The sequence below is a fragment of the Hypericibacter sp. genome, from assembly GCF_050729195.1.
Classification (GTDB): domain Bacteria; phylum Pseudomonadota; class Alphaproteobacteria; order Dongiales; family Dongiaceae; genus Hypericibacter.
This window is the reverse complement of sequence record NZ_JBOHKS010000219.1, coordinates 1-15,650: the sequence shown is the minus strand read 5'-3', so window position 1 is coordinate 15,650 and position 15,650 is coordinate 1. Positions and strand designations below refer to the sequence as shown.

Annotated in this window: 11 protein-coding genes; 1 reads left to right on the top strand and 10 read right to left on the bottom strand. The window is 66.9% G+C overall.

Annotated features, from left to right (window positions below):
* Positions 1–692 precede the first annotated feature (692 nt).
* Complete coding sequence (locus tag ACREE8_RS17385; RefSeq protein ID WP_431574268.1) at positions 693–2,315, top strand: peptidoglycan DD-metalloendopeptidase family protein; 1,623 nt, start codon at positions 693–695, stop codon at positions 2,313–2,315.
* Positions 2,316–2,410: 95 nt separating this feature from the next.
* Here the strand turns inward: ACREE8_RS17385 and clpB are convergent, their stop codons facing one another.
* From clpB to ACREE8_RS17335, 10 genes are all read right to left on the bottom strand, one after another.
* Positions 2,411–5,005 carry an ATP-dependent chaperone ClpB gene (gene clpB / locus ACREE8_RS17380; protein ID WP_431574267.1) on the bottom strand — a complete coding sequence of 865 codons (2,595 nt, stop codon included), beginning with the start codon at positions 5,003–5,005 and terminating at the stop codon, positions 2,411–2,413.
* Positions 5,006–5,271: 266 nt separating this feature from the next.
* Positions 5,272–5,661, bottom strand: a complete 390-nt coding sequence (locus ACREE8_RS17375; protein WP_151179237.1) for a DUF4167 domain-containing protein — start codon at positions 5,659–5,661, stop codon at positions 5,272–5,274.
* A 163-nt stretch (positions 5,662–5,824) separates the two neighbouring features.
* Positions 5,825–6,727, bottom strand: coding sequence for a peptide chain release factor N(5)-glutamine methyltransferase (gene prmC / locus ACREE8_RS17370; protein ID WP_431574266.1), 903 nt, complete (start codon positions 6,725–6,727; stop codon positions 5,825–5,827).
* Positions 6,724–7,809 (bottom strand): peptide chain release factor 1, encoded by a 1,086-nt coding sequence (gene prfA / locus ACREE8_RS17365; RefSeq protein ID WP_431574265.1) that lies wholly within the window; start codon positions 7,807–7,809, stop codon positions 6,724–6,726. The genes prmC and prfA overlap by 4 nt, the downstream gene beginning before the upstream one ends.
* Positions 7,806–9,092, bottom strand: a complete 1,287-nt coding sequence (gene hemA, locus ACREE8_RS17360) for a glutamyl-tRNA reductase (RefSeq protein WP_431574264.1) — start codon at positions 9,090–9,092, stop codon at positions 7,806–7,808. Before hemA ends, prfA begins: the two co-directional genes overlap by 4 nt.
* A 12-nt stretch (positions 9,093–9,104) precedes the next feature.
* The gene (gene hisS / locus ACREE8_RS17355; RefSeq protein ID WP_431574263.1) at positions 9,105–10,349 is read right to left on the bottom strand and encodes a histidine--tRNA ligase; all 1,245 of its coding nucleotides are present in this window, start codon (positions 10,347–10,349) and stop codon (positions 9,105–9,107) included.
* A 34-nt stretch (positions 10,350–10,383) separates the two neighbouring features.
* Positions 10,384–11,532, bottom strand: coding sequence for a flavodoxin-dependent (E)-4-hydroxy-3-methylbut-2-enyl-diphosphate synthase (gene ispG, locus ACREE8_RS17350; protein ID WP_431574262.1), 1,149 nt, complete (start codon positions 11,530–11,532; stop codon positions 10,384–10,386).
* Between the two features lie 124 nt (positions 11,533–11,656).
* A complete protein-coding gene (locus ACREE8_RS17345) occupies positions 11,657–12,994 on the bottom strand; it encodes a helix-turn-helix domain-containing protein (protein WP_431574261.1) in 1,338 nt (445 codons plus the stop codon).
* Between the two features lie 215 nt (positions 12,995–13,209).
* A complete protein-coding gene (locus tag ACREE8_RS17340; RefSeq protein WP_431574260.1) occupies positions 13,210–14,259 on the bottom strand; it encodes an NAD(P)H-dependent flavin oxidoreductase in 1,050 nt (349 codons plus the stop codon).
* Between the two features lie 4 nt (positions 14,260–14,263).
* Complete coding sequence (locus ACREE8_RS17335; RefSeq protein WP_431574269.1) at positions 14,264–15,469, bottom strand: aspartate kinase; 1,206 nt, start codon at positions 15,467–15,469, stop codon at positions 14,264–14,266.
* Between the last annotated feature and the right edge of the window lie 181 nt (positions 15,470–15,650).

Below are 15,650 nucleotides of genomic sequence, written 5' to 3'. Positions count from 1 at the left end.
ACTGCGCGCGCGAGACTGGTCCAAAGTAGTCGACGTCAAACATCCGGCTCTCGCCAAACGTCCCGCCTCTACCCGCAGAACCGCCGCCCGCGCATCCCTTCCCAAAATAACAATGTCAAACAGCGAGAAAACCCAATCGCGACCAGCATGTTCTGCCATCCCGGTCGCGTCGGGGAGTGGGCTTATACGCCCGGTGAAACGGTACTGTCAAATCTTTTTGAGACTTTCTTGAAACCCGCAGAAATCCGCCATTTTTGCCCCTAAATCGGGCTCCGAATCGCCGCGTCGCCCGCAGCAATTTCGGCGGTCGATTCTGTCGCAGCCCCAGCCCCGATCCGTTTGCATGGCGTTAACCATACCTGGATAAACCTGTGGAACGCCCTGAATTTGTTACCAAGATATTGATAGAGTGCGAGAATTTCGTGTCAGCGGGGTGCTTTTAAGTTGACAGACCGGTGCATGACTTTGCATGTTGCACGCAAGTCGTTAACCCCGATCGCTTATTAATCTTGAAGTCGGGGTGCACGGGCTTTGGCCGTCGGTGGCGCTCCAGGGGGCGCGGTCGTTCGGGTCGCCACCGAATCAGCAATCTGGATTGAGGGGATAGTGCGTTGACCCCACGCATTCGTTTTATCGGCAGAACGTTCAAGCTCCATGCCGGGAAGTGCGGTTTTGTAGTTGCAGCTCTGACCATGACGCTGCTGTTGCGCGCGACAAGCCCCGACCTGCTCCCGCCGGTCGATGCCGCCGTGCCCCATCAGCGAACCGCCGCCGACAGCACCGCGCTCCCTGCCCCTTCGACCGCTCAAGCGACCGATACGGCTGACGTCGCCGAGGCGACGCCGACCACGAGTTCCGACGACACCAACGCCGCCCAGACCTCATCCGCCGATGCGAGTGCCGCCGACACGAGCGGCGCCGCGCCCGCTGCGGAATCGGAGACGGTTGCGCCCGGCCCCAGCGTGGCCGCACTGCCGGCACCGCGCATTCCCACCAGCGAAGCCGAGGCAACGACGGCGCCCTCCGACGAAACCTCGGATGCGGATCAGAGCGACGGCGTCCTTCCCGACGAGACGATGGGCGAAGCGCCCGTTGCCGGCGACGACGCCGATCCCGCCAGCCCCAGCGCTGCGATCGCACAGACCGTGCAAGTGCAGCGCGGCGACACGCTGATCACCGTGCTGGTCAATGCCGGCGTCAGCCATGACGACGCCTATAGCGCGATCGAAGCGCTGCAGGATCTGTTCGCGCCCAAGGATCTGCGCCCCGGCCAGGAAATCGCGCTGACCTTCTCCGCGCCCGAGAAACAGCATCAGGGCCCGATCGACTTCCAGCTCGTGAGCCTGAGCCTGCAGCCTTCGGTCGATCGCGATCTGCAGGTCACGCGCGCGCTCGATGGCGGCTTCACCGCCTTCGCCATCGACAAGCCCCTGACCCATCGCAACGTCGCCGTGCGCGGCGAGATCCATTCGAGCCTGTTCGAAGCGGCCCAGGATGCGGGCGTGCCCGTCGCGATCATCTCCGCGGCGATCAAGGCCCTCAGCTACGATGTCGACTTCCAGCGCGACATCCAGCCCGGCGATACCTTCGAGTTCGTGTTCGACCGTCTCGACGACGAAGATGGCAATTTGGCGAAGCCGGGCGATCTGCTCTACGCCTCGATCACGCTTTCCGGCAAGACCTACGAGCTCTATCGCTACGAGATGTCGGACGGGTTCGTCGACTACTTCAATCCGAAGGGCGAAAGCGTGCGCAAGGCGCTGCTCCGCACGCCCGTCGACGGCGCGCGCATCACCTCCGGCTATGGCATGCGCAACCACCCGATCCTGGGCTACAGCACGATGCATAAGGGCGTGGATTTCGGCGCCCCGACAGGCACGCCGATTTTCGCCGCGGGCGACGGGGTGATCACCAAGATCGGGCCCTTCAGCAGCTACGGCAACTATATGCAGATCAAGCATAACGCCACCTACGCGACGGCCTATGCCCATATCAGCCGCTTCGCCAAAGGCCTCCATGTCGGCTCGCGCGTGCATCAGGGCGACATCATCGCCTATGTCGGCGCCACCGGCCGCGCCACCGGCCCGCATCTCCATTTCGAAGTGCTGGTGAATGGCAGCCAGGTCAATCCGACCAGCGTCAAGCTGCCCTCCGGCAGCAAGCTGGCCGGCAACGACCTGAAGAAGTTCAAAGCGGCCCTGGGCGAGATGATTGCGCTCAAGGAGCAGCTCGAGGCGGAGCAGATCCAGACCGCCGAGGGAACCGTCCAGTCGCCGGATTGCAGCGCCGCGCCCAATTATAAGGGCTGCCAGTAGCGCCACGGTCCCATCGCGGAGCCCGCTGAAACGACAACGGCGGCGGTTCGAGGGAACCGCCGCCGTTTCGATTCTAGGGCCGCCGTCGAGGCTGCTTAAGCCGCCTTCGCGACCGCCTCGCCATTGACGGTGAGGCCCTTGGCATTGGCGCTCACCTTGACCGTATCACCGTCCGCGATGCGGCCGGCCAGCAGGAGATTGGCCAGCGGGTTCTGCAGCTCGCGCTGAATCACCCGCTTCAGCGGCCGGGCGCCATAGACCGGGTCGTAGCCGGCGTCGGCCAGCCAGGTCTTGGCCTTCTCGTCGAGCTCGATCGCGATCTTGCGCTCGGCCAGCATCGCGACCAGCCGCTTCAGCTGGATCTCGACGATGCCGGCCATCTGCGCCCGTGTCAGGCGGCTGAACAGCAGGATCTCATCGAGCCGGTTCAAGAACTCCGGCCGGAAGGCGCTGCGCACCACCTCCATCACCCGCTCGCGCACCGCCGAGGAGTCCTGCCCTTCGGGCTGGCTCGCCAGGATGTCGCTGCCGAGATTGGAGGTCAGCACGATCAGCGTGTTGCGGAAATCGACCGTGCGTCCCTGACCGTCGGTCAGGCGCCCGTCGTCCAGCACCTGGAGCAGCACGTTGAAGACGTCGGGATGCGCCTTCTCGACCTCGTCGAACAGCACGACCTGATAGGGCCGCCGCCGCACGGCTTCGGTCAAGGCGCCGCCTTCGTCATAGCCGACATAGCCCGGCGGCGCGCCGATCAGGCGCGAGACCGAATGCTTCTCCATATATTCCGACATGTCGATGCGCACCATCGCGTGCTCATCGTCGAACAGGAAGGCCGCGAGCGCCTTGGTCAGCTCGGTCTTGCCGACGCCCGTGGGACCTAGGAACAGGAACGAGCCGATCGGGCGGTTCGGATCCTGCAACCCGGCACGCGCCCGGCGCACGGCGTTGGAGACCGCGACGATCGCCTCTTCCTGGCCGATGACGCGGCTGCCCAGGAGCTGCTCCATCTTCAGGAGCTTGTCGCGCTCGCCCTGGAGCATCTTGTCGACGGGAATCCCGGTCCAGCGCGAGACCACTTCCGCGATCTCGTTCTCGCCGACCACCTCGTTCAGGATGCGGTGCTGCTCGGCATGCTGCGCCTTCTCGAGCTGGCGCAGCAGCTCCGGAATCCGTCCATAGAGCAGCTCGCCCGCGCGGGCGAGATCGCCGCGGCGCTGGGCCTGCTCGGCCTCGGCGCGGGCCTGGTCGATCTGCTCCTTGATCTTCTGCGTGCCCGCCAGCTGATGCTTCTCGGCCTGCCAGGCCGCGGTCAGTTCGGCCGAGCGGCTTTCGAGCTCGCTCAGCTCCTTCTCGAGGGCCTTGAGCCGGTCGACCGACGCCCGGTCGCTTTCCTTCTTCAGGGCCTCGCGCTCGATCTTGAGCTGGATCAGCTTGCGGTCGACCTCGTCGATATTCTCGGGCTTCGAATCCATCTGCATGCGCAGACGGCTCGCCGCCTCGTCGACCAGGTCGATCGCCTTGTCCGGCAGGAAACGGTCGGTGATATAGCGGTTGGACAGCGTCGCCGCCGACACGATCGCGCCGTCGGTGATGCGCACGCCGTGATGGAGCTCGTATTTCTCCTTGAGCCCGCGCAGGATCGAGATGGTCTCCTCGACCGAGGGCTGCGACACCATCACGGGCTGGAAGCGCCGGGCCAGTGCCGCGTCCTTCTCGATATGCTTGCGGTACTCATTGAGGGTGGTGGCGCCGACGCAATGAAGCTCGCCCCGGGCCAGGGCGGGTTTGAGCATGTTGGATGCGTCCATGGCACCTTCGGCGGCGCCGGCACCCACCAGCGTATGCAGCTCGTCGATGAAGAGGATCACCTCGCCCGCCGCGGCCGAGATCTCCTGCAGCACGGCCTTGAGCCGTTCCTCGAACTCGCCGCGGAACTTGGCGCCGGCGACGAGCGCTCCCAGATCGAGCGCCATCAGACGTTTGTTCTTGAGGCTCTCCGGCACGTCGCCATTGACGATGCGCAGCGCCAGCCCCTCGACGATGGCCGTCTTGCCGACGCCGGGCTCGCCAATGAGAACGGGATTGTTCTTGGTGCGGCGCGACAGGACCTGGATGGTGCGGCGGATTTCTTCGTCGCGACCGATCACGGGGTCGAGCTTGCCGTCGCGCGCGGCCTGCGTCAGGTCGCGCGCATATTTCTTCAGGGCCTCGTAATTGTTCTCGGCCGTGGCGCTATGCGCCTGGCGGCCCTGCCGCAGGTCCGCGATCGCCTTTTCCAGCCCCTGGGGCGTGACATTGAGCCGCTTGAGGATCGCGGCGGACGGGGTTCCCGTCGCCAGCGCCAGGGCTTGCAGCAGCCGTTCAGCCGTCACGAAACTGTCGCCGGCCTTCTCGGAGATCGTGCCGGCGCTGTCGAACAGGCGCGCGGTCTCCGGCGCCAGATAGACCTGGCCGGCCCCGCTGCCCTCGACCTTCGGCAGCTTCGCCAATTCGGCTTCGGTATCTTTGAGCGCGCGGGCCGGATCGCCACCCGCGTTGCGAATCAGATTGGCCGCGAGGCCTTCGTTATCATCCAGGAGCACCTTGAGCAGATGCTCGGGCGTGAAGCGCTGATGGCCGGAGCGCAACGCCAAGCCTTGCGCGGACTGGATGAATCCGCGAACGCGTTCGGTGAATTTTTCGAAGTCCATTTGTTTCCCTTGCCCTCTCTCGCCCCGGCCCGGTTTTCCCAGCGCCTCGCGAAGGATGCGAATTTCCGGTCAGGCACCCGCCAGCGCGCCTGACCTGGCCGGTCAGGGTCTATCGGGCCCCAGGGAAATATGGGCGCCGGCCGCAATGACACAAGAGGGGTAGGGACAATTTCGGCCCCCGAAAGAAGCCGCCAGGGGCCAGGGAATCCGCCACCAAGACCCGAATTTCGGCGCTCGGGTGGCCCCCCTTTTCGGGGGATACCGGCCTATTCGCCGGCGGGCTCCGGCGCCTTGTTCGCCGCGCCGTTCATCGGCTGGCCGTCATCTCCGTCATTGTCGCCTTCGTCGTTGTCCCCGCCGGTGCCATCGGGACGGCCCATCTGACGGTTGCGATTCTGGTTCTGCTCGTCGCCGGCATAGGCGTTGATGAGCCGGTAGTAATGCTCGGCATGCTGAAGAAAGTTTTCCGCGGCGATGCGATCGCCCGCGGAGCTGGCATCGCGCGCCAGGGCCAGATACTTCTCCAGCACCTGATAGGCGTTGCCGCGCACGCGGACATCGGGTCCGTTGCTGTCAAAGGTCTGCTGACGCGGATTGAAATGTGGTTTGCGCTGGCCGCGGCCGCGCGAACGCCGGGGATTCGAGCCTTGCCTCATCGCCTTATCGCTTCGCTAGGATACCGTTATTCCCGCTTCCCGGGCGCACGGCGCCAATCGTCAGGGCTGCCGTCGCATCAAATCAAGCATCAGCTTGGGAGGGGTACAGAACGTTGGCCCGGCCCCCTTGGCCGAGCGTCTCGGTTCTGCTTTCCCAACTAACCTAGACGGTCCCCCTACCCTTTCCAACTGTTTTTTTGTCGCCATCGGAGGCCATCACGAGGCATCGCCGATGGCCTCCGAGATCGGCATGCCATTTGCGTAGGACAAGTCCCGCCGCTTCATAAATCGATTGCGCTGCGGGCCCTTGTTCGTCGCCATGCTCGATCACAGCAATGCCACCATCGGCAAGACGCCGCGGCAGCAGCTGCGCCAGTTGGCGGTGCGCATCGAGACCGTCGGCACCGCCATCGAGCGCCAACAGGGGATCGTACCGCGCCACCTCCGGTTCGAGCGTCGCAATCCGGGATGTCGGAATATAGGGGGGATTAGACACAATGATATCGAAGCGCCCGGTAAGACCGGAGTCCCAATCGCCGATCTGAAACCGGGCCCGCCTCTCCAGCCGATTGTGCTCGGCGTTCGCGCCCGCCGTCGCCGCCGCGAGCGGCGCCAGATCGATGCCGATCCCTCGCGCCTGCGGAAATTCGGTGAGCAGCGCCAGCAGCAGACAACCGCTGCCGCAACCGAGATCGAGAATCGACAGCGACGCATCGCGCGACGGCACCGCCTCGAGCACGGCCTCGATCAGCGCTTCGCTGTCGGCACGGGGATCGAGTGTCGCGGCGGAGAGGCCGAAATCCAGACTCCAGAATTCGCGATGGCCGAGAATCCGCGAGACCGGCTCGCGCGCAGCACGCCGCGCGACGAAGCCATCGAAGCGAACCGCCGCATCGGCCGCCACCGGCTGCCGCTCCTCCCCGACGAGATCGCCCCAGGGCCGCGCCATGGCGGCGGCGAGAAGCAGCCGCGCCTCGCGGCGCGCATTCTCGATGCCGGCCCGGCCGAGGCGTTGCTGGCCGATCGCCAGCAGCTCGCCGACAGCGGCGCCCGATGCCCCGTTCATCCTTCCTCGACGAATTCGGCCAGACGCGTCGCCTGATCGTCGGCGGTCAGCGAGTCGATCAGCTCGTCGAGCCCGTCGCCCTCCATCACATCCTCGATCTTGTAGAGGGTGAGGTTGATGCGGTGGTCGGTGACGCGACCTTGCGGGAAATTGTAGGTGCGGATGCGCTCGGAGCGGTCGCCCGAGCCGACCTGGCTCTTGCGCGAGGCGGCGCGCTCGGCATCGCGCTTGTTGCGCTCCATCTCGAACAACCGCGCGCGCAACACCTTCATGGCCTTGGCCTTGTTCTTGTGCTGCGATTTCTCGTCCTGCTGCTGCACCACGAGGCCGGTCGGGATATGGGTGATCCGCACCGCGCTGTCGGTGGTGTTGACCGACTGGCCGCCCGGGCCCGAGGCCCGGAACACGTCGATCCGCAGCTCCTTCTCCTCGATCTGGATATCGACCTCTTCGGCTTCGGGCAGCACGGCCACGGTTGCGGCCGACGTATGGATCCGTCCGCTGCCTTCCGTCGCCGGCACGCGCTGGACGCGATGAACGCCCGATTCGAACTTGAGTCGCGCGAACACGCCGCGGCCGGTGATCTCGGCGATCGCCTCCTTATAGCCGCCGATGCCGGTCTCGTTGAGGCTGATGAGCTCGAACTTCCAGCCATGCAGCTCGGCATAGCGGTTATACATGCGGAAGAGCTGCGCCGCGAACAGGGCCGCCTCCTCGCCGCCGGTCCCGGCGCGCACCTCCAGGAGGGCGTTGCGGTCGTCGGTCTCGTCCTTGGGCAGCAGCAGGACCTTGAGGCGCTGATCGATCTCGGCGAGCCGCGCCTTGGCGGCGCGCAGTTCCTCTTCGGCCAGGGACCGCATCTCGGGCTCGGCCGCCGCATCCTGACTCAGGCTCGCAAGGTCGTCGGCCTCTCCGCGCGCCTTGCGCAGCTCGAGGATGGCTTCGACGGTGGGGGCCAGGCTCGAATATTCCTTCGCCATGCGCGCGAATCCCTGCGCGTCGCGCTTGCCCTCGGCCGCGAGCGCCTCGGCCAGCTCCTCATGCCGGCGCACCACCCGTTCGAGTTTCAGATCCAGATTCACTTCGTTTCCTTCTCCGAGCCGTCCAGCCCGAACAGCCGTTCCATCAGCTTCGCCAGGGCCGATGCATCCTTGCCCTCGATCGCGCCAAGCGCGCGGTTCGGCCGCTGCAACAGCCGGTCGACCAGGATCCGGGTCGCCTTCTCGGCATCGCCGCCGGCGGCCGCCAGGGCCTTCAGCCGCTCGGTCTCGAACAGGGCCTGCAGCGCCGGCAGGGCCGCCGGGTCGGCGCGGCGCCTTTCGAACTTGGCGGTTTCCTCCGCCAGGATCTGCACCGCCTTTTCGGCGGCGCTGCTGCGCAGGGCGGCGGTGCCGCGCGGCGTGCGCCCCTCCATCGCGAGGCGCTCGAGATCGTCGAGATCATAGCGAAAGGCGTCGTCGAGTTCGCCGACCGCGGGCTCGATATCCGGCGGCAGGGCTGCGTCAAAGAGCAGCATCGGCTTGTGCCGGCGTGTCTTGAGCGCCGCCTTGATCATGTCCTTCGTCACCATCACGCGGCCGGCGCCGACCGCGGCGATCACGATATCGGACCCGGCCAACGCCGCGTCAAGCTCGGCCCAGTCGCGGAAATGGCTGGAGAGCCGGCGCGCCACCAGCTCCGCACGGGCAGCGGCCGGATGAGTGACGGTCAGGCTCGCGAGCCCGCCCTTCTTCAGCTCGACCGCCATCATCTCGCCCATCTCGCCGATCCCGAGCATGAGCGCCCGGCAACGCGCGAGATCGCCGAAGAGCTCGCGCGCCACGTCGATCGCGGCGGCCGCCATCGACACCGGCTGATCGGCCAGCGGCGTCTCGCTGCGGATGCGCTGGGCTGCCAGATAAGCCGCCTGCAACATCGCCTCGAGTTCGGGCCCTACCAGGCCAGCCGCGCTGGCGGCGCGATGATTGGCCTCGAGCTCGCCCAGGATCTGCGGCTCGCCCAGGACCGGACTGTCGAGCGATGCCGCGACCGAGAAGAGATGGCGCAGCGCCACCATGCCGCGCCGCTCGAAGGACTGGGCCGAGACGAGCTCGGGCGTCAGGCCCGCGGTCGCCGCCAGGACAGCGCGCAGCGTGGCGGCCGCCCCGGCCGCGTCGGCGTGAAAGACATAGAGCTCGCAGCGATCGGAGGTGACGACCGCGAGCGCCTGGGCGAAGCCTTCCTGCTTCAGGCGCTGCAGGATCGTGGGTGCGGCGCCGGCGTCGAGGAACAGCCGCTCGCGCAGCGCCGTCGTCGCGCCGCGATGGCTGGCGCCGACCAGCAGCAATTCCTGGACCGAGGCGTGGGTGCTCTGAGGTTCCGGCATCGGCCGGCCCCGCTAACGGTAACCGGCGAGGCGATCCTTGAGCGCGTCGAGCGCGACAGTTTCCTGCGACCCCTTATCGAGGTCGCGGAGCGTGACGACGCCGCTCTTGAGCTCATCCTCGCCCATCAGCAGGGCGACAGAAGCGTTGAGACGATTGGCCCGCTTGAGCCGCTTGCTCATATTGCCGCCATAGCCGAGCTCGACGGCGAAGCCCGCCTTGCGCAGATCATGCGCGAGCTTGAGGGCCGGGGCTTGCGCGTCGTCGCCGACCGGCACCACCGCCAGGGGACGGCGCGCGGACGGCGTTTCGGCCAGCATCATCGCCAGCCGCTCGATGCCCGAGGCCCAGCCCACGCCCGGCGTGGCGGGCCCGCCCATGGTCTCGATCAGCCCGTCATAGCGCCCGCCGGCCATCACCGTGCCCTGCGCGCCCAGCGTGTCGGTCACGAACTCGAACGCCGTGTGGCAGTAATAGTCGAGCCCGCGCACCAGACGCGGACTGACGCGGTAGGGAATGCCCAGCGCGTCGAGGCCGCGGGTTACGGCGGCGAAGAAATCGCGGCTCGCCTCATTGAGATAGTCGCCGAAGAGCGGCGCCTCGGCCACGATGCGCCGGTCGCCCTCATCCTTGGAATCGAGGATGCGCAGCGGATTGCGCTCGAGCCGGTCGCGCGATTCCTGCGAGAGCTTGTCGCGATGGCTGCCGAAATACCGCACCAGCTCGGTGCGATAGGCCTGGCGGCTCTCGCCGTCGCCGAGACTGTTGATCTCGAGCGTGATGCGGTCGGACAAGCCCAGCTCGGACAGGATGCCATGGCCGGTCGCGATCACTTCCACGTCGCCGGCCGGCTCCTTCACGCCCAGAAGCTCGATGCCGATCTGGTGGAACTGCCGCAGGCGGCCCTTCTGCGGGCGCTCATAGCGGAACATCGGCCCGTGATAGAAGAATTTGAGCGGCAGATGCTGGGCGAGGCCACCCGAGATGAGCGCGCGCGCCACGCTGGCGGTGCCTTCGGGCCGCAAGGTCAGGCCTTCGCCGCCGCGATCCGTGAAGCTGTACATCTCCTTGGTCACGATGTCGGAGGTATCGCCCAGGGTACGCTTGAACACTTCCGAGAATTCGAAGATCGGCGTCTCGATCTCCAGATAGCCGAAGCGCTCCGCCACCTCGCGCGCGGTCTCGACCACGCGGCGGTGACGGCGCATGTCTTCAGGCAGGAGATCGTGCGTGCCGCGAACGGGCTGCAGCGTCGTCAATGCAAAGCTCCCAGGGGAATGCTCTTGGGCGCCGCTATTCGGCGGCGGATTTGGCGCCCGAAGCCTCGGCCGCGGCGGCTGCCGCCTTGGCAGCTTCGATTTCGGCTGCCTTCTTTTCGATCAGATCGACCAGATGATCGACGATGTCGGCGTCCTTCAGGCGGTGATGCGGCACACCCGCGATATAGACCTGATGCGTGCCGTTGCCGCCGCCGGTGAAGCCGATGTCGGTCTCGCGCGCCTCGCCCGGCCCGTTCACCACGCAGCCGATGACCGAGACGGTCATGGGTGTGCTGATATGGGCGATGCGCTGCTCCAGCCGCTCGACGGTCTTGATGACCTCATATTGCTGGCGCGCGCAGGACGGGCAGGAAATGATGTTCACGCCGCGATGGCGCAGCCCCAGCGACTTCAGCATGTCGAAGCCGACCTTGATCTCCTCGACCGGATCGGCCGAGAGCGACACGCGGATGGTGTCGCCGATGCCGGCCCAGAGCAGCGAGCCCATGCCGATCGACGATTTCACCGTGCCGGAGCGGAAGCCGCCCGCCTCGGTGACGCCGAGATGGAGCGGATAATCGCAGGCATCGGCCAGGCCCTGATAAGCCGCGACCGCCAGGAACACATCCGAGGCCTTGACGCTGATCTTGAACTCGAAGAAGTCGTTATCCTCGAGAATCTTCGCGTGGGTGAGCGCGCTCTCGACCATGGCTTCGGGGCAGGGCTCGCCATAGCGCTCCAAAAGCTCACGCTCGAGGCTGCCGGCATTGACGCCGATGCGCATCGAGCAGCCATGATCCTTCGCCGCCTTGACGACTTCCTTCACACGCTCGGCCGAGCCGATATTGCCCGGATTGATGCGCAGACAGGCGGCACCCGCCTTGGCCGACTCGATCGCGCGTTTGTAGTGGAAATGGATGTCGGCCACGATCGGCACCTTCGAGGCGCGGACGATCTCGCCCAGCGCCGCGGTCGATTCCACGTCGGGGCAGGAGACGCGCACGATGTCCGCGCCCGCCGCCTCCAGCTCCTGGATCTGCGCGATCGTCGCCTTGGCATCGGCCGTCAGCGTGTTGGTCATGGATTGCACCGTGATCGGCGCATCCCCGCCGACCCGCACGGAGCCGACTCTGATCTGCCGGCTCTTCCGCCGGCTGATGTCGCGATAGGGGCGAACGCTCATCGAGGTCCTCGAAATTCCACTGAAACAGGGTCGCGCGAACGGCATGGCGGCCGACCCGGCGGTTTGGGCGCCAAGATGCGCTTCCCCACCGATAAGATCAAGTATTGCCAACCCCATGAAGTGATTAGGGTATTGCCGATCCGCCCAGCAGCCGGTTGGGGTCGAGCGAGATCCCGCGCCGGACCACGCCCACCGGACCCAGCGATGGCACCTTCTTGCCATCGACCATGATGTCGAGCCCGCCGGCATTGCCGGTCGAGAGCGTCAGGGTCGGATCGTTGGGCACCAGATAGCGATCGCCGGTCCGCAAGACCCGGGTCCAGACCTCCTGGGTGGCGCTGCTGACCTGCACCCAGGCTTCCTGGCGCGCGACCAGGATGACGCGGGATTGGCCATTGGTGACGCCGTAATCCTGGCCCTTCGGCAGCGAATCCTCGCTGACGGCGGGTGCGGGCGGCGGCGCAGGCGGGGCCGTGCTGGTCGATGCCTGTTGGGTCGTCGTCGGGGCCGTGGTCGAGGCCGGCGGTGTCGTCGTGGCCGCCGCGGCGGCGGCCGCATTCGAGAGGCCGGTGGCGCTCGGCGCCGTCGTGGTCGCGATGGAGGGCGTGGTGATGGTCGGCGTCTCGGTCGGTGAGGTATCGAGCGACGGTGCCTCGACGATCTCCTGATCGTCGGTGCCCTGCGCGCCCTCGGTGCCGGCCTGTCCCTCGGCGGGGGTGTCGGTCGCGGCATCGGCGTCGTCGGGGGCAGGCGGCACCTCGTCCTCGTCCGCGCCAGCCGGTGACGAATTGTCGGGCGCCATGGCGATGGCGGCGGCCGCCTGCTCGTCCGAGGTGGTGGCGACACCAGCGGTGGTCTCGCCGTTGCCGGTGGCGGCGGGGACCGGGGCCGCGTTCGAGCTGTCGGTCGCGGCCGGTGCCGCCGGCTCGACGGGCGCCGGCGTCTGGATGGTCGGGTTGGCGGTGCTGACCGAGGTCGCGGGCGTTTCCGCCGGCGGCGGCGCACCGCTGCCCAACAGATTCTTCAGCTCCGTCGGCACTTCCGGAATGAGGCCCGCGAGGCTGCGCTCGCGATCCGACATGTAGAACCAGGTGCCATAGCAGACGCCGACGATCACGATCGCCATCAGCACGATGGCGCCGCCCGGAATCTTTCCTTCGGCGGGCGTCACGGGGAAGACGAGCTGGGTTCGGCGCCCCAACTCTTCCACTTCCTCGCGGAAGCGCCGGACGATGTCGGGACCGTCGAGTCCCAGGAAATCGGCATAGGAGCGCACGAATCCCACCGCATAGGTGGTGCCCGGCAGCGAGCCGAAATCGCCTTCCTCGATGGCGCGCAGATAGACCGCGCGGATGCGCAGCTGCTGCGACACGCTCTGGAGGTTCCGTCCCGTGGCCTCGCGCGCCGTACGCAGGAGCGCGCCCACGCGGCTGCCGGTCCGATCGGCGCCCCTGTCGCTCATGCCCGCGTGCAAATCTTCCGCCATGCCACCGCTCAATGCTCTGGAGCCGGATGCGGAATTCCGGCGCGCTCGATTGCTTTCGGGACCGACCCGGCTCTTACGGCCATGCTCGCGGTCCCGCCACCACTTGCCACAGGCGAAGCTAGCAAATCCGGCCCTGCAACGCCAACGGGGGCACTCTGTCCGGCCAAGGTAAACAGTGGGTTAGCGAAAAGTCAGACGCCCTTGCCGGCCTCGCCGAAACTGGCCTCGCGCGCGCTGAGCGCCGCGACCGCTTGCCCCACCAGCGCCTCGAGGATCGCCCGCGTCGGCTGCTCCTCGGTCACCATGCCGACGCTCTGGCCGGCCATGACGGAGCCGTTCTCGACATCGCCATCGATCACGGCCCGGCGCAGGGCGCCCGCCCAGAAATGCTCGATCTCGAGCTGGGCCGCCTTCTGGTCCAGCTCACCGCGATCGACCCGCTCGATCACGGCCCGCTGGGCTTCGAGGAAGCGCTTCGTCGCCGCGTTGGCGAGGGCGCGCACCGGAATCACCGGGAAGCGCGGGTCGAGCTGGATCGACAGCACGGCATCGCGCGCCGCGGCGCGGATGAAGGCCTGCTTGAATTTGGCATGGGCGATCGATTCGGTGGCGCAGACGAAGCGCGAGCCGAGCTGAACGCCGGACGCCCCCATCTCGAGATAGCCCAGGATCGCCTCGCCGCGGCCGATGCCGCCGGCGACGAACACCGGAACCTCGCGGATCGCGGGCAGGATTTCCTGCGCCAGCACCGAGGTCGAGACCGGACCGGTATGGCCGCCCGCTTCCATGCCTTCGATGATGATGGCGTCCGCACCGCTCTTGACCAGCTTGCGCGCGATCACGAGCGCCGGCGCGAAGCACATAACCTTGGCACCGCCCTGGCGCACGCGCTGGATCGCGGCCCCCGGCGGCAGCCCGCCCGCCAGCACCACATGCCCGACCTTGTGATCGAGGCAGACCTCGATCAGCGCCATGAGCTCGGGATGCATGGTGATGACATTGACGCCGAACGGCCGGTCGGTGAGCTTCGCGGTCGCCGCGATCTCGGCGCTGAGGAGCGCCGGCGACATCGAGCCCGTCGCGATCACGCCAAAGCCGCCCGCATTTGAAATCGCCGAGACCAGGTTGCGCTCGGACACCCAGGTCATGGCGCCGCCCATGATCGCGCGGTCGCAACCGAGGAACTCCCGGCCCCGGCCCCAGAGCCGGTCGAGATGGGCCCGCGCGATCGGTTGGCTCATCGCATCAGGCCGCGTCGAGACCGTAAGCGGTGTGGAGCGCGCGCACAGCCAGCTCGGTATATTCCTCGGCCACCAGCACGCTCACCTTGATCTCGGAGGTCGAGATCACCTGGATATTGATGCCCTTCTCCGCCAGCGCCTTGAACATGCGCTGCGCCACGCCGGCATGGCTGCGCATGCCGAGGCCGATGACCGACACCTTGACCACGTTCGAATCCGGCACCAGCGCCTGATATCCCAGCGCCACGCGGCGATCCTCGAGCACCTTCTTGGCGCGCTCCAGATCGGCCTTGGTCACGGTGAAGGTCAGGTCGGTGAACTGGCCGCCCTCGGACACGTTCTGGACGATCATGTCGACATTGATGTTGTGATCGGCCAGCGGCCCGAAGATGGCGGCGGCCACGCCCGGGCGATCGGGCACGCGGACCAGCGTGATCTTCGCCTCGTCGCGGCTATAGGCGACGCCGGTTACGATTTCCTGTTCCACGATCTCATCCTCATCAACGACCAGCGTGCCGGGTTTGTCTTCGAAGCTCGACAGGACCTGCAGGCGGACCCGGTGCTTCATCGCCATTTCGACGGAGCGGATCTGCAGCACCTTGGCGCCTTGCGACGCCAGCTCGAGCATTTCCTCATAGGCGATCTTATCGAGCTTTCGGGCCTTCGCAACGATGCGAGGGTCGGTGGTATAGACCCCGTCCACATCGGTGAAGATATCGCAGCGATCGGCCTTCAGGGCCGCGGCCAGCGCCACCGCCGAAGTGTCCGAGCCGCCGCGGCCCAAGGTGGTCACGCGGTTGTCGGGGCCCACGCCCTGGAAGCCGGCGACGACGGCCACCTGGCCTTGCGCGAAGCGGCGCTCGATCTCGGCCGTGTCGATCCGCTCGATGCGGGCCTTGCCATGGGCGTCGTCGGTATGGATCGGGATCTGCCAGCCGACCCAGGAGCGCGCCGAGACGCCGATCTCCTGCAGCGCCAGCGCCAGCAGACCGCTGGTCACCTGCTCGCCGGTCGCCACCACCACGTCATACTCGCGCGCGTCATGAAGGCGCGCGATCTCGCTGGTCCAGGTCACGAGCTGGTTGGTCACGCCGGACATCGCCGACACGACCACCGCCACCTCATGGCCGGCGTCGACCTCGCGCTTCACCCGTTTGGCGACGGATTTGATACGTTCGACATCGGCCACCGAGGTGCCGCCGAACTTCATGACGATGCGCGATCGATTCAACCGGGGTCCCCTGAGATCTGGACGCGCGGGGGGTGGGCAGAGCGATCACCCTGGCTTCCGGACGGGTTCGCCGGTTGCCGCGCGCGCGGCGCGTATCCATACTCATTTGCCTATGCCGAGGCAAGGAAAAGCGGCCCCGTTGCCCCCAGGGGCCGGCCGT